21 protein-coding genes are annotated in these 26,711 nt (G+C 51.3%); 13 read left to right on the top strand and 8 right to left on the bottom strand.

What is annotated here, in order from left to right; all coding sequences use genetic code 11:
* Positions 1-60 precede the first annotated feature (60 nt).
* The 6 genes from QWI17_RS12435 to QWI17_RS12410 are packed head-to-tail and all read right to left on the bottom strand — an operon-like array spanning position 61 to position 7,293.
* Positions 61-1,395 (bottom strand): sensor histidine kinase, encoded by a 1,335-nt coding sequence (locus tag QWI17_RS12435; RefSeq protein WP_302722833.1) that lies wholly within the window; start codon positions 1,393-1,395, stop codon positions 61-63.
* Positions 1,379-2,722, bottom strand: coding sequence for a sigma-54-dependent transcriptional regulator (locus QWI17_RS12430; RefSeq protein ID WP_302722832.1), 1,344 nt, complete (start codon positions 2,720-2,722; stop codon positions 1,379-1,381). Before QWI17_RS12430 ends, QWI17_RS12435 begins: the two co-directional genes overlap by 17 nt.
* A 10-nt stretch (positions 2,723-2,732) precedes the next feature.
* The gene (locus QWI17_RS12425; RefSeq protein WP_302722831.1) at positions 2,733-3,947 is read right to left on the bottom strand and encodes an ABC transporter permease; all 1,215 of its coding nucleotides are present in this window, start codon (positions 3,945-3,947) and stop codon (positions 2,733-2,735) included.
* 13 nt (positions 3,948-3,960) lie between these two features.
* Positions 3,961-5,274 (bottom strand): ABC transporter permease, encoded by a 1,314-nt coding sequence (locus QWI17_RS12420; protein WP_302722830.1) that lies wholly within the window; start codon positions 5,272-5,274, stop codon positions 3,961-3,963.
* A gap of 2 nt (positions 5,275-5,276) precedes the next feature.
* Entirely contained in the window at positions 5,277-5,993 is a 717-nt protein-coding gene (locus QWI17_RS12415; protein ID WP_302722829.1) for an ABC transporter ATP-binding protein, read from the bottom strand.
* 10 nt (positions 5,994-6,003) lie between these two features.
* Positions 6,004-7,293: an efflux RND transporter periplasmic adaptor subunit gene (locus tag QWI17_RS12410; protein ID WP_302722828.1), complete on the bottom strand. Its 1,290-nt coding sequence runs from the start codon at positions 7,291-7,293 to the stop codon at positions 6,004-6,006.
* 246 nt (positions 7,294-7,539) lie between these two features.
* Here QWI17_RS12410 and QWI17_RS12405 point away from each other — a divergent pair, with 246 nt between their 5' ends.
* The 12 genes from QWI17_RS12405 (at position 7,540) to QWI17_RS12350 (ending at position 22,798) form a co-directional block, all read left to right on the top strand.
* The gene (locus QWI17_RS12405) at positions 7,540-8,148 is read left to right on the top strand and encodes a Crp/Fnr family transcriptional regulator (RefSeq protein ID WP_302722827.1); all 609 of its coding nucleotides are present in this window, start codon (positions 7,540-7,542) and stop codon (positions 8,146-8,148) included.
* A 36-nt stretch (positions 8,149-8,184) separates the two neighbouring features.
* Entirely contained in the window at positions 8,185-8,631 is a 447-nt protein-coding gene (locus QWI17_RS12400; protein ID WP_302722826.1) for a DMT family transporter, read from the top strand.
* A gap of 1 nt (position 8,632) precedes the next feature.
* Complete coding sequence (locus tag QWI17_RS12395) at positions 8,633-9,340, top strand: GNAT family N-acetyltransferase (RefSeq protein WP_302722825.1); 708 nt, start codon at positions 8,633-8,635, stop codon at positions 9,338-9,340.
* Positions 9,341-9,350: 10 nt separating this feature from the next.
* On the top strand, positions 9,351-9,971 hold the full coding sequence (locus tag QWI17_RS12390) for a nitroreductase family protein (protein WP_302722824.1): 621 nt from the start codon (positions 9,351-9,353) through the stop codon (positions 9,969-9,971).
* Between the two features lie 61 nt (positions 9,972-10,032).
* Positions 10,033-10,791, top strand: a complete 759-nt coding sequence (locus QWI17_RS12385; protein WP_302722823.1) for a hypothetical protein — start codon at positions 10,033-10,035, stop codon at positions 10,789-10,791.
* Positions 10,792-11,107: 316 nt separating this feature from the next.
* A complete protein-coding gene (locus QWI17_RS12380; RefSeq protein WP_302722822.1) occupies positions 11,108-12,187 on the top strand; it encodes a lipid A deacylase LpxR family protein in 1,080 nt (359 codons plus the stop codon).
* A gap of 207 nt (positions 12,188-12,394) precedes the next feature.
* Entirely contained in the window at positions 12,395-13,681 is a 1,287-nt protein-coding gene (locus QWI17_RS12375; protein WP_302722821.1) for a 6-phosphofructokinase, read from the top strand.
* 91 nt (positions 13,682-13,772) lie between these two features.
* Entirely contained in the window at positions 13,773-14,822 is a 1,050-nt protein-coding gene (locus tag QWI17_RS12370; protein WP_302722820.1) for a class I fructose-bisphosphate aldolase, read from the top strand.
* A gap of 307 nt (positions 14,823-15,129) precedes the next feature.
* Entirely contained in the window at positions 15,130-18,102 is a 2,973-nt protein-coding gene (locus tag QWI17_RS12365) for a TonB-dependent receptor (protein ID WP_302722819.1), read from the top strand.
* 60 nt (positions 18,103-18,162) lie between these two features.
* Positions 18,163-20,304, top strand: a complete 2,142-nt coding sequence (locus QWI17_RS12360; RefSeq protein ID WP_302722818.1) for a hypothetical protein — start codon at positions 18,163-18,165, stop codon at positions 20,302-20,304.
* A 73-nt stretch (positions 20,305-20,377) separates the two neighbouring features.
* The gene (locus tag QWI17_RS12355) at positions 20,378-21,535 is read left to right on the top strand and encodes a pectate lyase family protein (protein WP_302722817.1); all 1,158 of its coding nucleotides are present in this window, start codon (positions 20,378-20,380) and stop codon (positions 21,533-21,535) included.
* A 114-nt stretch (positions 21,536-21,649) separates the two neighbouring features.
* On the top strand, positions 21,650-22,798 hold the full coding sequence (locus QWI17_RS12350) for a Card1-like endonuclease domain-containing protein (RefSeq protein ID WP_302722816.1): 1,149 nt from the start codon (positions 21,650-21,652) through the stop codon (positions 22,796-22,798).
* Between the two features lie 171 nt (positions 22,799-22,969).
* On the opposite strand, the gene QWI17_RS12345 is transcribed toward QWI17_RS12350, so the two are convergent.
* Positions 22,970-23,878, bottom strand: coding sequence for a hypothetical protein (locus QWI17_RS12345; protein WP_302722815.1), 909 nt, complete (start codon positions 23,876-23,878; stop codon positions 22,970-22,972).
* Complete coding sequence (locus tag QWI17_RS12340) at positions 23,875-25,176, bottom strand: type IV secretory system conjugative DNA transfer family protein (RefSeq protein WP_302722814.1); 1,302 nt, start codon at positions 25,174-25,176, stop codon at positions 23,875-23,877. The genes QWI17_RS12345 and QWI17_RS12340 overlap by 4 nt, the downstream gene beginning before the upstream one ends.
* Positions 25,177-25,576: 400 nt before the next feature.
* Here QWI17_RS12340 and csm6 point away from each other — a divergent pair, with 400 nt between their 5' ends.
* The gene (gene csm6 / locus QWI17_RS12335; protein WP_368045342.1) at positions 25,577-26,695 is read left to right on the top strand and encodes a CRISPR-associated ring nuclease Csm6; all 1,119 of its coding nucleotides are present in this window, start codon (positions 25,577-25,579) and stop codon (positions 26,693-26,695) included.
* Positions 26,696-26,711: the final 16 nt, after the last annotated feature.

Raw genomic sequence — 26,711 nt, 5'->3', positions numbered from 1 at the left:
TAACACCTGCATGCGAACAAAGCAACAGCACATTCCTATTCGCCGACACGAGGTGGGATATTAGCGGGGCAACGGCAGTTCGATTTTTACCTGCAAGCCACCCTGCGCGCGATTCGCCAGGGTTAGAGAACCGCCGTGAGACTCGACAATCTCACGACACAGGGGCAACCCAGTGCCACTGCCACCGGGCTTGGTGGAGTAAAAGGGCAAGAGCGCTTTTTTGAGCTTGGACTCATTCATACCCGGCCCTTGATCAAGGATTAGAATGGTACTGGTGGTACCCTTTTGCGACACACAGAGCTCAATCGCGCTTGCCGGTGCACCCGATTCGGCCGCATTTTTCAGGAGATTTTGCACCACCTGAAACATCTGTGACTCATCAAAATAGCCGGCAGTCACCGGCAGCTCTTGAGTACATTGATAGGGTGAACCTTTAAGCACCGAGCCTACGAATTCTCTCCAGTTAACGTCGGTTTTATGCGGCGCGGGCAATTTAGCAATCGCCGCATAGCTTCCGACAAAATCGGCCAGGTAGCGCGAGCGCGCGACCAAAGTGGTAAAAACATCATCCAGATCTTCATAGATGCCCTGCTCCAGCATAAGCTTACCGGAGTGCGCCAGTGACGATATAGGGGCCAGCGAGTTATTGAGTTCATGACTCACAACCCGAATCACTTTTTTCCAGGCTTGCGCTTCCTGACGACTGAGTGTTTCGGTCATATCGCGCAACATAATTAAGGTGTGCTGCTGAGCATTAAGCACAAACTGACCGCAGGATAAGAGGCATATTGCATCGCTATCACAGGCCAGCGGAAATATACCCGACTGCTTTGCCAATACCGCCGTCAGCAACTCCGGAGAATCCGCCAACACAGTCTGCACGGTTAAGCCATTCATTGCGCCTGCGCCGCGCAACCAACGCCTGGCAATACGATTGGAGTAAACGATGCGATTGCGCTGATCGACAAGTACCACGCAGAGTTCGGAGTTTTCGATGATGGTGTCCAGCAATAGCTCGCGCTGGTATATGCTTTGCCGCTCTTCACGCAGCACCGATAGCAATTGATTGATTCTAGCTTGGCTACCTTGCAGCTCCCGAATTCCGGACGCACTCAGGGTTGCGCTATAGTCGCTATCCAGTAAATTCATAATGCCCTGATCGACCGCATCTAGCCCCTGGCTCACTGTTGAGTTCAGGATCTTGGCAAACACACTAGCGGTAAGAGCACCCGCTATTATGCCAGCGCCAAGTGCTGCTGCTGTAAATCCAAGCCAGTACCAAACGAGGCCACCCACAACGAGAGCGGATGCGCTTGTTAACAACACCGTTAACAACAAACGCGCGTAGAGTGACGAAAAAGTTGACCCGAGTTCTGGCTTAATTTTCGATCCCATACTGCTCCATTCGGCGATATAACGCTTGCCGGGAGAGCCCCAACTGCCTGGCGGCTCTGGCAATAACGCCCTGATTAATTGTCAAAGCTTGTTCAATCATTGCCTTACTGGGCTCAATACTGGGTACGCTCTCACCCTCCGCAGCGACAGCCACATCAAGAGCAAAATCTTGCCACTGCAACTTGCCCGGCTCTGACAGTATAGCCGCACGCTTACAGGCATTTTCGAGTTCACGAATATTGCCCGGCCAGTGGTAGGCCTGTAGCGAACCCAATATTTCAGGTGAAAGCTCAACATCTTCGCCCAAAAAGTGTTGAGCCAGCAAAGGAATATCGTCCCGGCGTATAGATAACTCCGGCACCTGCAGTTCAATAACGTTAAGCCGATACAACAGGTCTTCCCTAAACCGACCTTCTCGCACCGCCTGCTTTAGATCCGCATTGGTGGCGCTAATGATACGCACATTCACCTTCTGCGTTTGACTGGAGCCCAAGCGTTCAAATTCACCGGTTTGCAAAACACGCAACAACTTGGCCTGCCCTTCCATGGATAAATTACCCAGCTCATCGAGAAACAGAGTTCCGCCATCGGCAGACTCAAACCGCCCCTTGCGAAGTTTTTGACTGCCCGTGTAAGCGCCGGGCTCTGCGCCAAATAATTCCGCCTCCATTAAATCAGCGGGCAATGCGCCGACATTGACACAGACAAACGGCTCATGGCGACGCTGCGAGTTGCGCTGAATGATGTTTGCCACCTTCTCTTTACCGGCACCATTGGCCCCGGTAATAAGCACTGGCACCTCGGTGGGTGCAATTTTGACAGCCAGACTGGCCAACTCATGCATTCGGTCACTTTGGTAAACTAAACCACACAGATCCGCAGCACTGGCTAGCTCAGTACGCCGGGCCAGACGATCTTGTTCACGCAGTGCATCGCGCTGACGCAAGCCTTGCAGCTCTAGCAAATTACTGACACTCGCCATTAATTTATGGTCGTCCCAGGGTTTGGCCATATAGTCAGCCGCACCGGCTTTTATTAAAGACACCGCCGACTCTAACTGTGTCCATGCCGTCAGCAAAATAATCGGTATATTGGGCCGCTCCGCCCGCAGCGAACGAAATAAAGCCGCGCCTTCGTCGCCAGAGGTGGTATCTACCGAAAAATTCATATCCTGAATCACCAACGCAACATCTCCGTTGCCGCGCAGAGCATCTAACCCCGCCTGTGGTGTCAGCACACTGGTACTCGGCACACCGTGCAGCTTAAGTAAAACGCCCAGTGCTTTGCCCACATCGGGGTTATCATCAATGATTAAAACGTGTTGCACTTAAGTTCCTTTAAGCTGAAACAGCTTCTCTAGGTTGCACCCGGGTCGCACCATGAGCAGGCACCCAAGCCGCTGCGATGGTGACCAGCAACATCATAGTTGCCGCCGCCAACATGTACCACCCCGGCAGCAGCTCCATTGCGTATTGCACAACGAAATAGTAGCTCGCAGCGGCCGCCGCAGCTGCTCCTAGCACTGAGGCCAGCACAACCAACACGACATTCTCCAGCAAGAAGTAGCGCTGTATAGCAAACCGGGTAGCCCCCAGAGCGCGACGTACGCCAATTTGACGTCGACGTTGATTAACCCAATAAGTGGTGATCCCCACAACCCCAAGAACATTGACAAATATAAGCCCGGCATTGACCACCAATAGGAGTATGACCATGGCATAGTCATCCTGATAGACGTGACTTTTCATGCTCGCCATGGTTTTGTCGTCGCGAACAATGCGACGCGGATCAGCCCCCTGCAATGCCCGGCGAACCTCGGGCAATACCGAAGCGGGCGTGAGGTTATCGGAGCGCAGAATATAATTCATCGACGCAGACAACTCCAAAGCGCCGACCAGCACATTACTGTAGGAATAATCTGAGTGTGGGAAATAGCCGATGAAATCTTCCACCACTCCGATTACCGTCAACGGCCAAACCCCCGCCAAATACAGCGTTTGATTAATAGGGTCCTGCTGACCGTAAATGTCGCTCGCCAATGACGCGGTAATAATGGCATTGGCCGATTGCGGCTCTTGATTCGGCGCATAATATTTAATCTCTTCGGCACGAAAATTTCGACCTTGCCGCAAGCTTACGCCCAGCGTGTCGATGACACGGTGATCCACCTGTAAGAACGCTGCCGGCCGATTGACCCGGTCCGGATCACTATCGGGTAATATTGAAAAGCCCGAGGTACCGCCACTTTGAGAAAAGGGTATGCCTTGACCGATTGCCGCAGCCTGCGCTACGCCGGCAACGCTTTGCAGCGATGCAATATCCTCTGCCAGGACACTTTCACTGAATGTGGCACCCGGGCGTTGTTTTACCTTGGCCATAGCGACCTCGGTGTCCGCTAACCCAGTTGGGCGTGCGATGGTTTCAAGCTTGCCACTTAAGAAGAACACCGAATTACTGACAATAGCCACCGTTAAAGCCATTTGGCAAATAATGAGAAACGGTCCGATCTTACTGCGCCAAAGACTTTTTAAAATAGGCATTACATCCAACATAACTCACTCCCGCTTATTGTGCTTTTAGATATCGAGCCGGTTGCGTACGCGCCACCTGCCAGGCTGGTAAGGCGCCACTTATTACCGTTGCCATCACCGCGAAGACTACAGCTCCCACGAATGTATAAATGCCCATAACAGCCACATTCTCATAGTTTGAGTAAAGTACGCGCACACCCATAAGTCCGAGCCAGGCTAGCACCAAACCGAGCATGCTCCCCAGAACACCGATAACCGAAGCCTCGACTAAATGCTGCACAAACAATGACATCCGGGTCGCCCCCAAGGCCCGGCGCAGCCCTGCCTCTGGAGATTTGCGCAGAAATTTTGCCAGCAGTAAAACAATGGCGTTGACCAAGCACACGAGCATAAATCCCACCGACAAATACACCAGCACGTAATTGTCCCTTGTTACCACGTCATTAATGGCTAGCCACTGCTCTGGGGTATTGAGAAGGTATTTAAGCGGACGCTGAAAGCGGCCACGTTGTTTTTGCTCTTGAATATAATTGACAAGGTATTGCTCAAACTCTGATTTTTGCTCCGGCGTTGCCAGCTCAACCCAAGCCTGCACCCACACCACCTCAGAAGCCAGAAAGTCCTGGTGTGATCTATTGCTTTCACTTTTCCACCCTTCCATATTGCCCCAGTTTGAATAAGCACGCTGCTCTACACTAAAAAACGGTATATACACATGCGAAGGCCATTTAAATGCCCCCATGTTCAAGTCGTAGACCGAGGGCGTCATAAGCCAGCTGTCGGAAACTACACCGGCAACCGTAAAGCTCTCGCCTTCAAGCAACAACGATTGGCCGACGGAATTAACACCATCGAAAAACCTGTTATTCAAAGATTCCGATATCACCGTTTGACGCTCGGCGTTAGTATCTGCCTCGGTACTCCAGGCGCTTCCGTAAATAAAGGGAATATCAAACAGGCGAAAGAAATCACGAGTTACTAATCTACTGTCACTCACCTCTGGCGTTTTAGCATAGCTCGAATCTTCAACGGTCAAGCCCACTCTTGACGACAAAGCCACTTGTTCCGCGACTCCCGCTTCGTAAATAGCCTTCGCATCTTGAAACGTTGTCTGTACCGGAACACCATTAGCGCCCCAGTAGTCTTCATCGGACGCCCAAGTGTCTAACTGAACCGCAAAGGTCGTTTCATTTTTGTGCGCCAGTGGGTTACTGGAAACCACATTAAACAGAGTTAGCGTTGTTAGACAGGCCGCGATACCCATACCGATAGCCAACACCATTAACATGGAAAGCACCGGAGTTTTTTTGACACTGATCCAGGCTAAATGAATATAGTAGCGCCACATGATTACACCTCCAGCGCCGTTTCATGCTCGTGACGATTCGCAGGCTCGTACAACCTGAAGTCTGTCACCTGACCGTCGACTATTTGAATATTGCGTGATGCGCGGCGCGCAAGATCCGGATCATGAGTGACCATAACAATAGTCATACCTTGCTCATTGATTTCACTGAGCATATCCATAACTTGACGGGCCATCAGTGAATCCAGATTACCGGTAGGTTCGTCGGCCAACAAGAATGCGGGTTTGCCAGCCAACGCTCGCGCAATGGCTACGCGCTGCTGCTGGCCGCCAGAAAGCTGCGATGGCATATGTTTTTGTCGCGAAGCCAATCCCACCCGCTCCAGAGCGTACTCAATGCGCGCACGCCGATCTTGCTTACCGAGCCCCCGGTACCGCAGGGGAACATCGACGTTATCAAATAGATTCAGATCGGATATCAGATTGAAGCCCTGAAAGATAAAACCAATTTTTTCGTTTCTAAGACGCGAGCGCTCCGTGTCATTTAGGGCACTGACATCGTCACCATCGAGCACGTAGCGACCACCATCAAAGCTTTCCAGTAGTCCCGCAATACTCAGGAATGTCGTTTTCCCAGAGCCCGATGGACCGGTAACCGCGACAAATTCACCGGGTTCAACCTCAAGGCTAAAATCGCGCAATGCATGGGTTTCAACCATATCGGTACGGTACGCCTTGCCTATAGACTGCATCGATAACATGTAACTCTCCTTAATTTGTAACGAGTATTTTTTTAATATCACCCAGATTGCTAAGGGCAGAAACAATAATCTTATCGCCCTCTTGCAAGCCGGATGTCACCTGTACTGCACGTAAACTTTTGGCACCGAGCTGAACGGGCGTCTTTATCGCGTCTTCCCCGTTCACCTTAAAGACTGACCCGGCATAGTTATCAAAGAACGGGCCGCGCTGCACCATGAGTACATCTGTTATATTTTCCAGTAAAATTTTTGCGCTCAAACGCTGGTTCTGCCTAAGCCCTGGCGGGCGGCTGCCGCTAAAACCAATACGAACCGTTACCTCGCCCTGCACCACTTCCGGAGAAATTGCCGTAACTACAGCGGCAAATATTTCGCCACTTACACTGACGGCTGCATCCATGCCGACTCCGATTTCCGCAGCCAGACCTTCGGCCACTCGCGCTTCAACTTCAAACGAAGACAAGTCAACAACGCTAATCAAGGGCTGGTTGGCCGCTACCATCTGACTTTGATTGACCTCGACATTTCCGACCATACCGTCAACCGGTGATGTTATCGTTAGTTCGTCAAGCTGGCGTTGCAACGCGTCAATGATTAGCTGTTGACTTTGCACCTGTAGCTGCAAAGACTGACCGACAAATGCTTGTGTGTCTTTTGACAATCCCAGGTTTTGCTCGGCTTGTCGAAACTCAAGTTTCGCGCGCGCCAGATTGTCTTGCACCTCTTCGTAATCAAAGGCACTGATCAAGTTAAGACCAAAGGATTGCTCTGACCGACGCTGTTCACGATCAGCCGCTGCAAGTGCGACCTGTGCCAACGCGAGCAATTGCTGTCGCTCAACAGATATTTGACGAGCGGTCACCTTCTGTTGTTCAAGCGCAATCTTTAAGCGCGTCAGCTCCGATCCCTCGCGCGCCAACCGCTCACCGAGTTCAGGACTACTAACCCGTGCCAGTATTTGGCCTTTTTGCACATCATCTCCGGCCTTAACCAGCAACTCTACCTTACCCTGGGCGGTGCTAAACAGCGTTGGGCTGTTGGCAACCACCACCCGAGCTTGCGCTGCTACTTCGCGAACCAAATCGCCACGCTCAACAACGGCAAAACGCAAATCCTGCCCGGAAATAATCTCATCGGCGACCAACACCTTACTAAAACCTGCTATTGCGTAGGTCAAAGCAGCGATAAGAATGACCACCCCTGCTATGGCGGCCTGAATATGCCACGCCCGTCTAGGTGATTTAATGGTCACATCCTGTGAAGAGGTATCCTTAATTTTGTTAAAAGCAACCGTGGTCATTCGGCTTTACCACCCATAAAATGTGTCATACATGAATCCGTGAACTGTCTACTTGCGGAGTTATATCAATGACATATCAATGACCGTGCCAACTCAAACGTAACTTGTATGCCGCTGTTTTATAAGGATATATTTATAACTATAGAAACCTGCCGAGCACACAAGTGTCCGCCCAATGTGTCCGATCAAGGGCGGCGGACACTTCTGCTAAAATGCACGAGAGCTAACTGTAAGCCGAGCTAACCAATGCCAGATAGAATCAGCGCGACCGAGCATATGCGCCAAGCCATGAGCCAGTATCACGCGATCAGTGACAAATCCTGGTCTCTGCTGGCTCCATTTCGCAAGGAAATTGAACTTAGCAAAAACGCAAGCCTGTACTTGACCGGGGACTATCCTGCGTCTTTTTGTTTCGTACATGAAGGGTTGTTGCGGCTGCTTATTACCGACGAAAAGGGTACTGAATATAATAAGAACTTCTTCGCCGAGGGAAGCTTTGTTGGCTGTATGACGGCTCTGCTGACAAATCAACCGTCGCGCTACAGTGTTACCGCAGTAGAGGATTGCACGCTGGTTGAAATTGACCACCGGGGCTTTCGGCAAGTATTAAAAACCGAAGTTGATCTTATGCAGTACCAAATTTCTTACCTGGAAAAAAACTGGCTGTTGCACAAAGACGCAAGAGAAATCGCCTTGGTGCAAGCCGATGCGACCGAGCGCTACCTTAGTTTTTGTCAGAAGCACGCCGATCTCAGTCAGCGTTTACCGCAGTATCACATTGCCTCCCACCTCGGCATTACCCCTACCCAACTGAGCCGCATACGAAAAAATTTAGCGTCTGATCAACCTATGTAAATGAATCAACCGTAAGGCGTCGATACACTGCGGCTTATGAACTGGTTATCTTTACTTGCATTTGTTTCGGGCGCGGCCATAGCGGTACAAATGGCACTCAATGCCAAGTTGGGCACCCTGCTGGGCAGCCCTATTCTGGCGAGTATTTGTGCCTTTACCGCGGCGGCTTGCTTTAGTACGTTCGCACTGTTGATCACTTTGCGCGAAGGACCTAGCCTGGACCAAATAAAGGCTGTGCCCTTTCACCTTTGGTATATCGGTGGGTTGCTGAGCGCTCTGGCAATTGCCAGTTTCTATTTTCTCATTCCTAAAATGGGCCTGGGAGCCATGGTGTCTTTTGCCTTGAGCGGGCAGCTGGTCGCCGCAGTTGTATGCGGGCATTTTGGCTGGGCGGACGTGCCGTCAAACCCCATTAATTTACAGCGCATAGGTGGCTTAATTTGCCTTATTGCGGGACTGATGCTGATTCACTATGAGCGATAACATGTACGAATTTAACGGAACAAACTTCACGAACCTGCGCCTGTACTGGCAAGCGATGGGCACTACTGAGCTGACACACCCATTTAAAATGTCGACAGACTGGCCAAACAGGCTATGGAGCCATGAACCTGATTACAGCCTGTCCGAGGCAGTATCGATTTTGGCCAGAGAACCACGGTCACTGATATTTCCCGTAGCCGGCAGCCAGTTCAATGACGAGCTTAGCAACAAGGGGGCGATCGAGGTTCGCCTCGAGCAAGTGGCAATGAATCTCGATCTTAAGGACCGAGCGCCCTCAGAACCTGCGATTTATAGCAGACACTTACAGGTAATAGAATCGCCGCAAATGCTAGCCACCTGGATTGAAATTTGTTCATCGGCTTTCGCCTATACAATTGACGCAGTCTCCATTCAAAAGTTAATGCGCAATGACGACGCCAGGGTGTACCTCCTCACAGACCAAGGTGTCGCGAAAGCCACCGCCATTACCTTTCGAACCGGCAATACGCTAGGCGTACACCAGGTTGGCGTACCAGAACAATTTCGTCGCCAAGGCCTGGCTCAGTCACTCATGCAACACATTATTGCTCAAGCCTACGACAACGATATTGAAACTGTAGTTTTGCAGGCATCAAAAATGGGGCAACCCCTTTATCAGTCGTTCGGGTTTACCGATCAGTTTCACATTAACTACATTGCAGTTGATTAAAGGAGATACCATGAACACACTCGACGCTATCTATCAGCGCCGCTCCGTTCGCCACTTTGACCCCAAGGTAAAACTGGCCGTCGGCGAGGAAAGAACTCTATTAGAGGCGGCCATTCAGTCACCCACCTGCTATAACATTCAACATTGGCGCTTTGTGATTATTCGTGACACGCAAGTACGCAAGCAGCTGCGGGAAAATTTTGGCTACAATCAATCTCAGTTCACCGACGCCTCACTCTTGATACTCCTCACCGCCGATACCAAAGCGTGGCAAAAACAACCCGAACGCTATTATGCGAATGTACCTGCACAGGTTCGCCCCGCGCTGGTCGGGATGATTGCGCCCTACTTCGATAGCAAACCATGGCTTGAGCGCGACGAGGCACATCGCTCATTGGGCATTGCCGCGCAGACCCTGATGCTTGCCGCCAAAGAGCTGGATTACGACTCCTGTGCAATGATGGGTTTTGATCACGACAAAGTCGCAGAACTTGTGCAGTTGCCAGCGGATCATGTGGTAGGGCCCTTCATCGCTATCGGTAAAGCACTTGCAGCGGCGCACGCCAAACCCGGGCAACTTCCGCTGAAGGAGCTTGTGTTTGAAAACACCTTTGCCCCAGAGCTCGCTTAGACATGGGTGCAGTGGCTACAAATAAATGGCAAAATACGGCCCCCGCTGCACAGGATTTATAATGCGACCCGTCATACTGCACTACCATTTGTTTAAGAATGCAGGCACATCTATTGATACGTGCCTGCAGCAGTCCTTTGGCGATCGCTGGTGCAATTTCGACAGTCCCGTTGGGCATACCATCAGTGCCGACGACATCGTTGCTCGTCTGCACCAACAGCCAGAGCTCTGCGCTATCTCCTCACACGATGCCGCCCCACCTTTACCCAGCGGCGATTTTCGCGTGTACCCAATTGTGATGTTGCGTCACCCGGTACTTCGGGCCAAATCCGCCTACCTGTTTGAGTGCGGGGTACAGAACAGCCTGTCCACCACAGCTGCCGGTTTTCAAGCCTATATAGACGAACGCACCAAGGATCTAAACGGCGGCGTTATCACCAACTTTCAAGCTTGTCGGCTGGCTAACCGATCACCCAGCGGGCCCGAACAAGTGGCTCCGGCAACGGAACACGAATACGCCCGGCGAGCGATCAACTTTATCGACTCGCTGGCGTTTTTTGGCCTTGTTGAGCGGTTTCACGAGTCTCTCGTCCGGCTCAACTTTTATCTGGTGGGTGAATTTCCCGATATTCAACTGCGGCATCATTGGCAAAACGCTACTCAGCGAAATGCAACCTCAGTGGATGAGCAACTAGCGTCCATTGCCGGGGAACTTGGGCCGGACCTGTATCAGAGACTCATCGACCGCAACCAGCAGGATCTGACGCTCTATCAATACGCATGCGAGCGATTCGCCACCCCTCTCACTCAACTCAATTAAATTCCGGCCTTGTATGGGCCCAACCTGAGCTCCCACCCTCCACTCAGTTAGCGTCTGTGCTTATAACCATGCACACCCGTCTTAGAACAAAGGATTCTCATGGTCGTTTAATGCAACCCTTGACCCAACATACCGATCGGTCTTATATTTGACGCACATGCTTAGAAAAGCTAAATCCATTGATACGACACGGCTATATTCGCCGTAAGCACCCGATAAACCCAACCAAAATCTCCTAATTTCAGCCTGCGGGCTGGATAGGCGTACTTGTTTTTAACTTTGCACATACCGACCGGTTTGATTGAGAATACCACACATGGACACAATAGCAAGACTGATCATCACTCTCACAGCGGCCGCCATTTTGACAACCCCGATAACGGGCCTGGCCGCTGGAGGTAACGCCCAACTTCTGGCGGGCACCGAGGAAAAACGCCCACCAGATTCACGCTCGAGCGTCGCCCTTGCCTTCGAAAACGACATTCTGGCCGTCGGCGCCGGTGACCGAGACTACACCTACGGCCTGAACATAACCGTCAGTGGCGGGGCCGCCCGCAGTGGCTGGCTTAATCCGAGCAGAGTCGAACAACCACTGAACCGCGTCCTCGGTTTGTCCTTTAGCCACGAGCCTGCCGATAAATACAGTCTGGAACTAGGCGTATACGGCTTTACACCCGACAACATTACCTCCTTCGTACCGGTACCAGACGATCGCCCGTATGCCAGTCTGGTCTACGCCGCGAGCTACAGCGAGTGGGTCAATCCTGAGCACAACAGCAGCTGGCAAACCAGCCTAAGCCTGGGCGTACTAGGTCTCGACCTGGTGGGAGAGGCACAAAATACAATTCACGACTGGACCGACAGCAGCGAGGCTAATGGCTGGCACAATCAAATTTCTGATGGCGGAGAAGTGACCGCCCGCTACACACTTGCTCACCAAAAATTGCTGCACTTAAGCGACAGTGTAGAAATTAAGCAAACCGTACAAGGCTCGGTCGGTTATTTAACCGAGGCCAGTTACGCACTAGGCTTTCGCGCCGGTAAGATCCACTCAAATTGGTGGTCATTTGACCCAGAGCTAACCAGCTATGGCGAAAAGTCGGTCGTCAACGACGACAGAAGCCTTATGAGCGAGCACTATTTTTGGGGGGGTGTTGCCCTAAAAGCACGTGGCTACAATGCATTTTTGCAAGGGCAGTTTCGCCACAGCGCTTTAACTTACGGCCACGACGAGCTAAATCATTGGGTAGCCGAGGCATGGATCGGCTATACCTTAGCGCTGAGGAACGGGTACCGTTTAAGTTATGTCGTTCGGGGCCACAGCTCAGAAGTTAAATCCGGCACAGCGAATCGGAATTTACTGTGGGGTGGAATTATCATCGCCAGAAGCTTCTAACCCCCAATACCGGCCTGACCAACCCAGCCAATCAAATATCATACGAACTACCTTACACCCCTAGCCAGCGAGGCTATGACAGCGGTGTCACAAATGCCTGACCAATACTTGTCATACAAACGAGACATAGTGCAGACCAATTAACATTTGCTGGTAAGGCCAATTAGTGGTTAGAATGTTGGCTTCATTGACAGAGGAGTTAACAAAATGGCGAATGCATTCTACGGTCAGTCTGGTGGCGTTAGCGCGGTTATCAACGCGACGGCCGCTGGAATCATTGAGGGCGCCAAAGCCTATCCCGAACTGATCGATAAGGTATTTGCGGGCAGAGACGGCATCTTGGGAGCACTTTACGAAAACCTCGTTGATATCAGTGAAGAGTCTGAAGAGACACTGGCCGGCCTCGTACACACCCCGGGCGGCGCATTCGGTTCATGCCGGCACAAGTTACAGAACCCAAATGTGAATCACGACGAGTATCAACGCTTGATAGACGTCTTTCGCGCCCACGACATACGCTACTTTTTCTATAACGGTGGCGGCGACTCGCAGGACACCACCCGCAAGCTCGCCGACGCCGCCCACTATGTAGGCTACGACTTAACCTGTATCGGTGTTCCCAAAACTATCGACAATGACCTGCCGGAAACCGACTGCTGCCCGGGCTTTGGCTCTGTTGCTAAATACGTGGCGGTATCCGCCCTAGAGGCCTCTCTCGATGTCGCCTCTATGCATAAAACATCCACCAAAGTATTTGTGATGGAGGTAATGGGCCGCCACACCGGCTGGATTGCCGCAGCCGCAGGCCTTGCCTGCGACAACCGCGAACTGGGGCCCGACGTTATTCTGGTGCCTGAGATTACATTTGACCGCGACGCTTTTGTCCGCCGCGTACAACAAACCGTAGCCAAAAAAGGCTTCTGCATTGTCGTAGCCGCCGAGGGCATTCGAGATGACAGTGGCAACTTTGTCTCACAAATGGAAACCACTGACGCGTTTGGCCACGCGCAACTTGGCGGCGTGGCGCCGCGATTGGTCGACTACATCAAGCAATCTTTGAACTACAAGTGCCACTGGAGCGTTTGCGACTATTTACAGCGCGCAGCGCGGCACATTGCCTCCAAAACCGATGTTGATCAGGCCTACGCGGTGGGTAAAGCTGCGGTGGATTATGCCGCTCAGGGCTTGCAAGCGGTTATGCCCGGCATCGTACGCGAGCAATCTGTGCCCTACCAATGGCATATCGAACCCATCCATATCTCCAAAGTAGCCGGCGGCGAAAAGCATATGCCGCGCCACTACATGAGCAAAGACGGCTTTAGCCTGACCCAGGCCGGCCGCGACTATTTTGCCCCTTTAATTGAGGGCGAGGCCTACCCCCCCTATCGCAACGGTTTGCCCGATTACCAAAAGTGTCGCAACCGGCTACTCGAGCGCAAGCTTCCCGAGTACTTCGGCAAGACGACACAAAAGCCGACGCCCGAAACGGCATAAATATTAGCAGCTTACGCGACAAATATAAGTGCGCGAAGATGCGGCCAGAGAGCCACAGGTAGAGACAACACCTGTTAACAAGGAACAACTCATGATAGACATACAAGCGTTATTGGGTGAGCAGGCGGAAAGCTTGCTCACCCATAAGTGCCAAGGCATACCGACAGAAACGTTAACCCTGCCTGGCCCCGACTACATTCGCGACAGCTTTGCAGCCACCGACCGCAGCATTCCGGTCATGCGCAGCTTTCAGCAGCTGCTCGACGCCGGTCGCCTTGGAGGCACCGGCTACGTATCAATTTTACCGGTGGACCAAGGTATTGAACACTCGGCAGGTGCAAGCTTTGCGCCCAACCCCATGTACTTCGACCCGGAACACATTGTGCGTCTGGCCATAGAGGGCGGCTGTAATGGCGTCGCCTCCACTTTGGGCGTACTCGGCTCGGTGGCGCGACGTTACGCTCACAAAATTCCGTTTATCGTAAAAATTAATCACAACGATGCACTGGTGTACCCCAACCAGTATGACCAACGTCTGTTTGCCAGCGTCCGCCAGGCCTACGATATGGGGGCGGTCGGCATTGGCGCCACAATATACTTTGGCTCAGACACCTCTAGGCGGCAACTGGAAGAGGTCTCCGAAGCGTTTGCCGAGGCGCACCGTCTGGGCATGGTCACTATTTTGTGGTGCTACCTGCGCAACTCTGCCTTCAAAACGGACAATGATGACCATCACGTCTCCGCGGACCTGTCAGGCCAGGCCAACTACCTTGGCGTCACCATCGAGGCAGACATCATCAAACAGAAAATGGCCGAGACCAATGGCGGTTTCAATGCCGTCAACGTCGGTAAAACCCATGCCGATGTCTACCAAAAGCTGACCACTGAACACCCCATAGACCTAACCCGCTATCAGGTGGCTAATTGCTACATGGGGCGCATTGGCTTAATAAACTCCGGTGGTGCGTCGGGTGAAAACGACCTTGAGCAAGCCATAAAAACGGCGGTCATTAACAAACGCGCCGGCGGCATGGGATTAATCAGTGGGCGCAAGGCGTTTCAAAAACCCTTCGCCGAAGGTGTTGAGCTTCTTCAGGCAATCCAGGACGTCTATCTGGATAAATCTGTGACTTTGGCTTAACCGCTATCGTCTTACCAAAAAATCTTACTCGCCAGAACAATACGGGGAATGAAGGTTCCTCTTCTGGCGAGCCAAGAAGACCTAGGCTCAACATGCACAATATCTTCTAAAACATTAATTTTTATACATTTATTATTTGCACCCGCGCTTCTTTTGGTCGCGCTGATACTCGATTCACTTAGGTATGACCAAACCACCTCTTGGTAAAACCAGTTCTTGAATTTTAGTGATTTTTGTGCAACCATCACATTAAATTGGTATTACCAAACCGTTGAACGACTAATAATAGATAAAACGGAGACAAATCATGTCGAAGTACCGCCTGCTTCCTTTGATGATCGCGATGGCCTCATCGGGCCACCTTTATGCTCAGGATGCTCCCCCGTCAGCCGACTCTGGCCAGACCGAAAACCTTGAAGAAGTGATTGTTAAAGGTGTACGTCAGGCCGAACTCAACGCACGTGAACGCGAGCGCAACAAAGACGCTTTCAGCTCCATCATTGCGACCGATGACGTCGGTGACTTCGCCGATCAGAACGTCGCTGAGTCCCTGCAACGTTTGCCGGGTATAACACTGCAGAAGTCTGAAGGTGAAGGTAAGTTTGTCACCGTCCGCGGTTTGGGGCCAGGCTTTGTGTCTGTCAGCATGAACGGCAACGAACTAGCTTCGGCGGGCGCCGACAGTCGCGCCGTAGCGCTCGACTCACTGCCATCCGATATTTTGAGCTCAATTGAGGTGATCAAGGCACTAACACCCGATATGGACCTGAACTCCATTGGTGGTACCGTCAACGTAAACACGATTTCAGCGTTTGACCGCAAAAAGGACACCGTAAGCCTCAAGGTACAAGGTAACTATCAATCCTACAAAGAAGAGATTAACCCTAAAGTCTCATTGAGCGGCTCACACCTGTTTGCCGATGACACCATCGGTGTGGGTTACTCGCTCTCGCACGAAGACCGCTCATCGGTGGTTTACCAGGTACAGCACCACTCTGACTCTCTACCTCGTTATGTAACGCCGGACGTCTCTACTCTGCCGGAAGATTATCAGGGTGATACCTTGTTAATTCCATTTCGCTATGAAGCGCGCCAGGAAGACGCCGAACGCACCCGCTCCTCCGGCTCGCTGGACTTAGGCTTCCGCCCAAACGAAAACAGCGAATACTACGCAAAGTTCAGTTACACAAAGTACGACGATCTCGACACCGCCTTGCGTGAATATTACCGTTTTGGCCAGGCGGGCTCCGGAGACATTGTCCATACCGATTCTGCAAGTGGATTATTTGGTTTAGTCGATACCGACTTGCAGCAACAATTCTTTATTCAAGACGGCACGTCTGAAACAACGGCGATGTCGTTTGGCGGTGAAAACAACTTTGGCGATGGCTGGACGGTGGACTACTCTTATGCCTACTCGTTGGGTGAGTGGACTAAGCCCGACGGTCGCCGCGTGCAGTTCCGCGCCCGCGACTTACCCATGTTGGGCGTTGCCGGGCCTGGCTATATTCAGGGCCAAGTGGTTGCACCCGATGTGCTAGAAGCGTTAACCGGCTCCTCAAGCTTGCCGCAATCCGGCGGTTATGGTGGCCTTAATGGCTATCAGGACGGACAGCGCCTGCAGGAAAACTTACTGTACGACAACATCTTTATCGAAGACAGCTTCCGGGAAGATGAACTCAACCAAGTTAAGCTCGACTTGAAAAAAGAGTTCGCAGACAGCGATTTTCTCAATTACATCAAGTTTGGTGTTACCGCCAAAGAGCGCCAGCGTGACCGCAACAAAGACCGCTGGAGCGTTGTACCCGGTGATTTCACCAATGGCTGTGAAGGTGACGAAGAGTGCTTGCAGTTTGCCGGCGGTCGGCTCGGTGATTTTGCAACTTTCACCCCGGCCCACCCGGACATTCAGCACGATTTTATTACTCTGGATGCCGCCGAATACCTGCTGGACGTTACCACGCCTATCGCTAAGTATACCGATCCGCTGCGCACCGGCCAGGACAGTGTGAAAGACGATTACACCTTGTCTGAAGATACGGCCGCCGCCTACTTTATGGGCGAGTTCCAAATTTCGGACAACTCCAGCTTGATTGCCGGTGTACGTTGGGCGCAAACCGAGTTTTCATCTACGGGGAATCTGTCGATTCGCAACGATCGCTTCGAAGTTGCCAACGAAGCTACCGTACTAGATATTGCCGTCCCTATGGAAGGTGCTTCGAGTAAGTACGACGATTTCTTCCCAAGCTTGCACTACCGCTACGAGCCCCGAGAGGACATATTGGTTCGCGCCTCTTTGTGGACCAGCTTTACACGCCCTTCGTTTAATCAGGCCCGAGCTTATGCATCATTCGATGGTCGGGTTGAGGTGTGTAACGACATCGTCGACAGTCCCAACTACGGTGAGTGTAGTGACAGCCCCACCGATATCGGTGCGCAATCTCTGGATGACTTGTCCGCAAGCAGTCAGAATTTCTACGTCAGCCCCGACAATGTCATCAACTTGGGTAACCCTACCCTCACCGCCATGACATCGACAAACTTTGATACATCGATCTCCTGGTACGCCAGCGAAGATTTATACGTGCAGGCGGCCTTTTTCTATAAAGATATTGCCGACTTTATCGTCGATGTTTCCGGCGTTCAAAGCTCCTTTGAAGACATGCCGGTAACAATACCGGTGGATCAAATCAGCGAATTTTATTTCGCCCCCAATCAGGTTTACAACGACGTCAACCTGACAACCAACGGTGAAAACGCCAAAGTTTACGGTATTGAGTTGTCGTACTCGCAATATTTCCCTCTCGGGTTATTTGTACAAAGCAACATGACATTGATCGACAGTGAAGCCAATGTCGGTGACACCATCCGTGCCGAAGAGATTCAACTGCCGAATCAAGCTGACACCACGGTTAACCTTACGGTTGGTTGGGAGAATGACGACTTCTCACTGCGTTTAATCAGCAACTATCGCAGCAAAGTACTCGAGCGTATCGGTTCGTGCTCAAAGGCTGACATTGCCGCTGACACGGGTGCCGCCTACCCCGAGAACTGTGCGGACTGGGCTGATGTATACGACGACGACACTTTCGGTCTCGACTTCAAGGCCACGTATCAAGTCACCGACGACATTAAGCTGTACTTTGACGCGATCAACCTGACCGAGGACAAAAGCTTTAAGTACTTCCGTGGCAACCAATACTCGCGCGGCAACATGCTGTTCGAATCGGAAGACTACGGCACCTCTTATCAAGTGGGCATCAACGTTAAATTCATGTAACTCATCAGCAACCGGCGCCTGGCGCCGGTCAAGACTCACAATAATGAAAAGGTAATTGTTATGAACAAGCTAGGACTTCTGAGCTCTCTGATCATCTCCAGCTCAATTCTGGCCGGCTGTGGAAGCGAACCAGACTCCAGCGCGCCAGATATTATCATTAATATCGAAAACCCAGATCCCGGCACCGGTGGTGGCGACGGCGGTGACGGTGGCAGCGATCTACCCACGATCACCAACACTGCCCTGCCCATTCTGGAAGATTTCAGTGCGGCGGATACGCAAACCTTTTTTACCTCGGGCTATCGCGCTCTCGCCAGCGACGCTGAGGACGGTGAAAATGGTTTTTACTACTCCATGGCCGGTGTTTTTATGGAAGATGGTACTGTCGACATGGATGGCGGTAACTGGATTACCGCTGATAACGATCAAAAAATGCGTTTGGGCGATTCGCGCTTTACCATTGGCCAAACCGTTTCACCACTGGCAGGTGACGTCGCCGACCCACGGAAAGATTCCACGCCGGGCGATGGCATTGATGAGGGCTTAAGTTGGGGCGAGCTGGACTTAACCCAGGACTACAGAATTTCGTTCTGTGTTGTAGCTGTGCCAGACACCGCTAGCTCAAGTGACTTCCAAATTTACGTTGATAACAACACCACCAGCGAAGCGAGCTCTATTCACGGCGGCGGTAACGTCGGCTCACGTATCTTCAACCAGCCGGTAAACAATCTGGTACCGGGTCAGCGTGTTGAGATCAATATTCCGGGCGATACCACCTTGCAGGCAGGCGGTGAATTAGTTGGCTCTAAACCTGATCTCGTGGGCACCGAGAACTCTTTCTTCTCATTCCGCGTTTCCAGCGGTGGCTGGGCAGTGTTTGACGACCTGGTCATTGAATACCAAAGCGAATCGAACGGTGACTCGCAGCCCGATTGTTCAACCAAAGACTCCATCTATAAACTGGTTAACCCAATCACCGGCGGCGACGACAACAATGCCCCTGTAGAACCCAACGAAGGTACGCCCTTTACTGGCCTGCCACTGACATTGGATTTCTCGGCAGATGCCGAAACCTTCTTCGGTGAAAATGACGAAGCCGACTTCCTGTCGATTTCAAGCAACCGTGAAGATCCTTTCTACAAGGTCACCAGCGGCAGCAGTCGTATCACCATTGAAAACAATCAGCTAAGTCTGAACAACGCTCGCTTCACCATCGGGGATACCGGTGTGGCTACGGCCGATGGCGTAACACCATCGGGCAACATGGACCTGTCGCGTCCGTACCGCATTAAGATGATGATTGAAGATTTCACCAGCGCGGATCCAGCCGACCCCGGTAAGTTCCAGGTGTACATTGACAACAACACCACAAGCTCTGGCAACTCTATTCACGGTGGCGACTCTAAGTTCTCTGAAATTACTCCAGACGACGTAACATCCCTGCCCTATGAGCTGGTGTTGGAGCCTGATCTTGGAACCACAACGTCATTCCTGCAAGTTCGAGCGGACAGCCGTGTAGGCAACCTGTCATTCTCCGAGTTTACCATCGAGTATCTCGATGCTGACGGCGAAGGCTGGACTCCTTACACGCTGAATCTTGCTGGCAGCTCCGATATCGCGCCTGCAGGTGAGGTAACCGAAAACACCGATACCGCGGTAACGTTAAGCGCGACGGGCGGCAATATGTCATCGTCCAATCACAACCTTTACTTCGCAGGCAAAATGGTTGAGATGAGTGACTTTATGTTCACCGCACAGATCTCCAACATCACCGGAGCTGATGTCGGTGCCGGTAACGCCTATCGTTTCGGCATTATGATCATGGAAAACATGGACCCTGTCGCCGACTATGCTGATCTGGCAGGTTGGGCTGATGCGGGCTTCTATGTCGATGGCGACCCAGCGGAGCTGATTGGTTCACGCGCACAAATGAAACCAAGTGGTAGCCGCTCGCGCTCGAACATTAGTGAGCTAGAAGTGGGCGATTATGTGCGTATCGAAATCTACGACGATGGCGACGGCAAACGTCTGAAGCGCTACTACTCGAAAAACGGTGTTGATTTCGAGCAAGCCAACAGCACTTCTGACTTCAAAGCCACACCGGAAAGCGACAGCTGGTACGTAGGTCTTTATGCGGCGCCTGGTGAAAACAATATCACCATCGAATTCGACAACATACTTGTTGAAGAAATTGCCCCTTAAGACTTAGGCGCGGCTGTGCAGCAGCCGCGCTCTTTATCGCTGATTAGTCAGCGTTAGCAAGAGAGTAGACGTTATGAAAGCAGTATCTCTTTCCAGCGCACTGGTAATCAGTGCTCTTCTCAGTGCCTGCGGTGGCGGTGGTGGCCCTACCGGCTCCAGCAACGGCAGCAACAATTCAAGCAGTAGCGAAAGTAGCTCATCGAGCTCGTCCAGCTCTTCGGAGTCCTCATCCAGTGAATCGAGCTCCAGCAGCTCGCAAATGAGTCACTGCGATATGATGAATACGGTGGTGGGTTTTGCCAGCCTTGGCGACGGTACCACCGGTGGCGCCGGTGGCGACATCGTCACTGTCACAACCGGTGAAGAATTGGCCCAGGCGATTAGCCAAAAAGGCAGCAACCCGCTCACTATTTTTGTTGACGGCACTATCACGCCGGAGAACTCCCCGGGCGATAATTTTGACATCAAGGACGTCGACGACGTTTCCATTATCGGTGTTGGCGACAACGCCCTACTTGACGGCATTGGCCTGTATGTTCGCCGCGCGTCAAATATTATTATTCGCAACCTAACCATTCGCTATGTCACTATTGGTGCGAAAGATGGCATTAGCCTGGAAGGCCCGGCCAACAATATATGGATCGACCACAACGAAATTTACAACGACCTTGATAGCGACAAGGACTTTTACGATGAATTAATCAGCGGCAAACGTGATGTCGACAACATCACACTGTCTTACAACTATTTGCACGACAGCTGGAAAACCTCACTGTGGGGCAGCAGCGATACCGACTCTAGCCACCGCCGCGTCACCTTCTATGCCAACCACTGGGAAAACGCCAGTTCGCGTATGCCCCTGTTTCGCTTTGGCGAAGGCCATATATTAAATAACCTCTACCAAGGCGTTACCTCTACCGCTATCAACTCGCGCATGGGCGCCAATATTCGAATAGAGGGTACCGTTTTTGAAGATGTAAAAAACCCCATCGTCAGCTTCTACTCGGAAGAGATTGGTTACTGGGATGTGGCAGACAACCTCTACACTGACATCAGCTGGAGCAACCCGTCAGGTGGCGATATTATCGCCGGGCCCGGCACCGATCTGGAATCAACGGTAAGTTACACCCCACCTTACGACTACACCGCAATGCCTGTTGATGAGGTCAAACAGCACCTTCTCGACTACGCAGGCAGCGGCAAAATCACTGAATGCTTACCCTCACCTTAGTTCTCCTCGCAAGGCTGTAATATTTCGGCGGGCATGTCCCGCCGCTTTTTTCTGTACAGCACGTCCTCGGCAAATTACACTGGCTTGAAATACTAAGCAGGATTATGCCGCCCAATGGACTCTCAACGCGTACACTTTTTAATCATTTCAGATCAGCCCAGCCCCAATCTCTGCCCCCTACTCGATTCACGTCTAAAGCCCGACGAAATTGTACTAATCACCCCGCCCGGCGCCGATTATTACGAGTATCAACAGTGGCTGATTCAAGTCTGCCAGCCCATGGGCATCAAGTGTACCGGCGTTGAACTGAATAACATCTGGGATGTTGATAGCATCAGGCGTGACATTGAAGCCCTGGTGGATAAGCGGGTAGAAAAAGGGGAAAAATTAGTTCTTAATAACACCTGCGGCTTTAAACCCATCAGCATCGTCGCGCATGAGGTTTTTTTCTACCGCAACCTGCCCGCCTTTTATTTACACAACGACTGGGTACGTTGGCTCAGCAACCCAACACAAGAGCCAGACTTTAATCTGCAAGACAAAATTAAGTTACCCGCATTTTTACACAGCCACGGGCTTAAAGTCTCAGAGTTAGAGCGTCAGGGCATTCCCGCGAGCTACCGGGCCTTGGCGGAGCATTGGATTGCCTCGGCAGACACCTACAGTAAAGCCATGGGAATTCTAAACTACTATGCGGCCAAGGCTGAAAGCTCGCTTGCCTGCACGCTTGACGACGCTCATCTATCCGGTCACACGGCATTCAGTCAGTTGCTCGACCAACTCATAGACTGCGGGCTCGCCACACTGTCAGGCAACAGGCTGACGTTTACCGATGCTACAGCAAGATTCTTTGCCAACGGTGGCTGGTTGGAGGAGCTGGTGTTCAGCGAGTTACTTAAATTGCGATCTGAACTGCCGCAAATTCAGGACATTGCCCGCAGCGTGGAGATAAATTGGCTCGAGAGTCAGAAGCGCCGACCCGTGCGCAATGAACTGGACGTAATGGTACTTTACGATAATCGCCTTGTGGTTATAGAGTGTAAAACCAGTAGGTTTGATAATCAATCTGCGAACGACGTGGTATATAAACTCGGCTCACTAATTAAACATTTGGGGGGCATTAAAACCACAGGCATTTTAGTAAGCTTCCATAGCATTGCGTCACACTCTAAAGAGCGCGCAAAACTGTTTGATGTCGCCGTATGCGAACGAACCAGCCTTAGCTCTTTGAATCAACACCTGCGCAATTGTTTGTTGGGTTAACCTAGTAAAGCGCGCCAGTAGAAAGACACTACAAACGTACTTTACTGGCTCAAGCTCGCGTCACCACATGCTGTGCGTGATAGGCATTGCCAACACTGTTGGCAACTTTGCCCTACACCCTCTCGCCTCAGGAGCATATGCACAGTATTACCAGAAAAATGAGAATAACACTCATGAACCGTCTCGCAATGTCGCTGAAGATGGTGGCCGTAAATCATCGATAGACCAACTTTCGCCCTCACCTGATTCTACTATTGGCACCTGACTAAGCTTTTGGGTGTTGCGGCCGCCGGTAAAGGCAGCGCGAAAGGAGTCGGCAGAAGGAAAATCAATAGCCCACTGAATAAGCGATTGGGCAAAGTCTTCATCGCTGGTGGAGCTTTCAGCAAGAACTTGAAAAAACCCCACCAACTTTTTGCCAATTGAAGGCGTTCTGGCGAACGCCGTTTTTTTTGACAGATCTACATTGTAACGTCGTGCGAATCGCATAAAACAATCAGCGTAAGCTTCGTTGCGAAACACAAAGGCGCCGTAGTAGCTCCCGGTGATTTTCTCCAGGGTTTCTTTAGAGAACTCTTGCAACCGTTCTACTCTGGCCGTTTCGTGATAACTGATGGTTAGTCCGGGAGTTTCTTGTTGTATATTTTGGCTAAGACCCTTCACGCCTAGGTGCAACACGTGACGAACGCCATAGAACGGCAGTACAGATAATAAAGCGTTAAGGGATTGTTTGCCGTGGTCAACCACCCGTGGCCAGTCTGCTTCTTTCAGCCATTGCCGATCCTCCTCGTGCAGCGTAAATATCGGCAACCGGCACCGTCTCACTAGGTTTCGGCTGCCCTTCTCTGTCAGAAGAAGCGCATCGACACACTCAAAAACATTTCCCGATTCAGTATCAAAATCTGCCGACTGCAAAGCACCATTGGCACCCACAGTGTGCTTAATACAACCTATTGAGTCGCAAACCGTAAGCTTATCGATTGGCAACATCTCACTACTGGCACCGGCATTATCTATCGCCAACATTAAGTGTCGGGCCCGAGGGAAATGATCCACCAAAAGTACCGGGGCAAGGCTCATAGCAAGTCACCTTCTAAAGCGTCAATTTCGTTGTTCTGGGTGTGCCCTGTGTAGAATGGATTGGGGCTATAACGGCCTTGGTAGGGTGCATCGAGTAAATAATTAACTCGCCGGCAAAGGTATGCGGGCTTACCCGCAATTTGCACAAGTTGTTCGTCGGCGTTAAGTGTAAGTAGCGAACCCGAAAAACCGGTCAACTCCTCGGCTTGGCGCACACTGACGGCATTAGAGAAACCAAACATCTGCAGCACCTTACAGTTGTTCACCAGTGTCGGCCAACTACCCGGATACGTTGCCTTTAACTGGGCAACGTCTTGCCAGAAGGTCCAGACCCGTACACCGTAGCCCCGCAGTAACGTAATCGCCGTTTCTAACTGTGGCATCTGACCGAGCTGGGCGGCCTCATCCAAAATAAACAAGGTCTCTAATGCCGGGGACGCTTTGCGCTGAACAATAAGGCTGCACAGTGACCCCAGCACACTGCGCAGTAAACCACTGTGTGATTGTAATTTGTGTGGTGGCACCACCAGGTACAAGGTCAATGGTTGGCCTTGTCGCAATGCCGTAAGGTCAAACCCGGTAACATCCAGGCTGCGCAACACGCTCGGGCTTTGCAGATAGCCAACGCCCGTACGGGCAACCTCAACAATGCAACTCGCTGTTTTCTCGGCCACATCCAAATGCATTAAACAATGGGCAAAATCCCGGCCCGGCGCTGTGCCAATAAACTGCTGAATACGCATACGCAGTTGCTCCAGCGGTAGGGCCAAAAGGGTGAGCACTTGCTTAAGGTTGCGGCACGCCGGTGCCTCTTCATACACCACCTGTACGATCAAAGTGGTCAGCAAACGAATAGCCGCCCGATCCCAAAAAGGATCCGCGGTGGTCGAAGTGTCGCCGAATAGATTGAGCGCCAGTGAACGGGCCTCGTCCAGTAGATTGGCAGAACCTGGGTCCAGCACGGACATCGGGTTAAACCCACAGCTTTCGGCCCCCGTTAGGGCAAATGGGTCATACAGTACTACGGTGTGCCCCATTGCCTCGCGAGCCTTATGTGTTACTGCGTAGTTTTCCCCCTTAGGGTCAATAACCACGGCAGTGCCGGAGTAGCTAAGCAGTGTCGGGATAACACTGCTCACGCCCTTGCCGCTCCCGGTGGCGGCAATGGTCATTAAGTGGCCACTACTGGCGCAGACTGCGTCGGCATCAGCAATACCTTGCGCCGCATGAAAGCCTATAACCTGCTGCGCTGGGCGCGCCCAGCCCAACATAATCTCCGCACTGTTTGAATCCGACATAAATACCTCCTGTGTTGCTAAGTACTATACCGACCAACACGATCGCTCAGGGGGCTGGCAAGCTTGTGGGGCTGGAACGGGGTGCGGGGTGCGGGGTGCAGGCCATAAGAAATAGCGGGAGAATAGAAATAAAAAATGGCGCCCAAACTTCAGGCGCCTAAAGTGGGGTGAAACTTTCACACGAGGCGTATTCTTGCCTCCATAAGACAAACCTATCCTCTTCAGGTATAAACAGACTAACAGTGGTTAGAACAAACAAGTCGGCTCACAAGCTTGTTGGTGACGAACATTCTAATTACATATTCCCACTATTAACCCAATTTATTTTCGCAATAAAAGAAACTAACTATACTTCGTTGGCGGCTCTTGCTAGGCTAGACTCCGAATTTCGTCACAAAAAATGATTTATCGGCAAATTATAATGCGTAGAATACTAATCCTTCCTGTAGGTCTTATACCCCAAGTCGTTACAGAAGCTATATATGCGTTGGCAATGGAAACTCCACAATGGATTCCAACCGATGTCGTTCTCATCACAACGGCTACTGGCCTTGAAAGAATTGAAACCCAGCTTTTACCGGAAGGAGACAACTGGCTAGGGAAGTTAGTTGAAGAATACGAACTTCCTGAAATCACAATAAATCGAAAAGAGATTAAAGTTCTTGAAGACAGTACCTGCACGCCAATAAAGGATACCCGTAGCGAGCGAGAACTGATGATAGCGGCAAATACTATTACCGAGTTGCTACGAGAATATTGCAATGATGAAAGCACGGAGGTTCACACTGTCATCAGCGGAGCAAGGACAGCTCTTGGCTTTTACTTGGGATACGCTATGTCGTTGTATGGACGCATGGATGATCGTTTATCCCACGTGTGGGTACACCCAGAATTCGAAAAGCACCCCAGCTTTTTTTATCCACACCGCGACTCTAGAACAATCTACTCACTGAGTAGCCCTGAAAAAGCACTTGAAGCCAGTCAAGCCGCCGTAGAGCTAGTAGACATTCCTTTCGTACGGCTAAGGTACGGGCTAACAAACCAACAAATTGAGGCGCCTTTAAGCTTTACCGACCTAATTCAAACGGTTCAAAAACGTGTCAAGACGCCCGAGCTTGTGTTTGCCACCAAATCCAACAAGGTGTTTGCAGACGGTCATGAGGTACCCATGCCCCCCTCTACTTTTTCATGGTTTTTGTGGCTTGCACTGCGCCATGTCGACTATCCCCATCCCGACAACCTTATAAAGGCAAACGATGCGACCCTTGCTCTCGAATATCTGGATGTATATAAAAGTATTGTCGGTGAGATGTCATATGAGTATGAAACCGCAAGCGAAATTCTATCGCAGGGAATAGAGCGTGAATACATCTGGGAAAAAAATAGCCGAATCAAGAAAAATCTCAAATGCGTATTGGGAGAACGGGCTGATATTTATGATGTTGCCAGCTTTTCTAGCAGACCCAATACTCTTTACGGCTTAGACATCAAAAGAAGCCACATTAGAATTTCAAATTAGTTTGTTCACCCAGTAT

The sequence above is a fragment of the Gilvimarinus gilvus genome (genome assembly GCF_030518155.1).
GTDB classification, from domain to species: Bacteria; Pseudomonadota; Gammaproteobacteria; order Pseudomonadales; family Cellvibrionaceae; genus Gilvimarinus; species Gilvimarinus gilvus.
Note: the sequence above shows the minus strand (reverse complement) of the source record. Positions and strands in the feature narration are given on the sequence as shown.